The organism is Bradyrhizobium sp. Kon37, from assembly GCF_055807535.1.
The window spans coordinates 1-512 of sequence record NZ_JBVVOY010000120.1 but is presented as its reverse complement, the minus strand read 5'-3'; the positions used below and the strand labels follow the sequence as shown (position 1 = coordinate 512).

The following is a 512-nucleotide window of genomic DNA, read 5'->3' as shown; positions in this document are numbered from 1 at the left end:
GGTTTACAGGAAACGGTAAATCAGGCTTCTGGCGCATTACAGCAAAACCAGAACGGCGCAGATATTCCAGGAAAAGATACCTTTACCAAAAATATTGGGGCCTGTCGCGCATATAGCGCATGGCTGAATATTGGTGGCGATAGTCAGGTCTGGACAACCGCACAATTTATTTCGTGGCTGGAGAGTCAGGGGGCATTTAACCATCCTTACTGGATGTGCAAAGGCTCATGGGCTTATGCAAACAATAAGGTCATTACAGATACAGGTTGCGGAAATATTTGTCTTGCAGGTGCTGTGGTGGAAGTTATTGGCACTCGCGGCGCAATGACCATACGCGTTACTACGCCGAGTACGTCCAGCGGCGGCGGAATCACTAACGCTCAATTCACTTATATTAATCATGGTGATGCTTATGCTCCTGGCTGGCGACGAGACTACAACACGAAAAACCAGCAGCCTGCATTTGCTTTAGGACAAACAGGAAGCACTGTCGGAAATGATAAAGCTGTTGG

The 512-nt window shown here is 47.9% G+C and carries 1 protein-coding gene; it reads left to right on the top strand.

Annotated elements, in window-relative coordinates; translation table 11 throughout:
* A partial coding sequence (locus AC0L3J_RS37385; protein WP_473350431.1) for a hypothetical protein occupies positions 1-512 on the top strand: 512 nt, incomplete at both ends.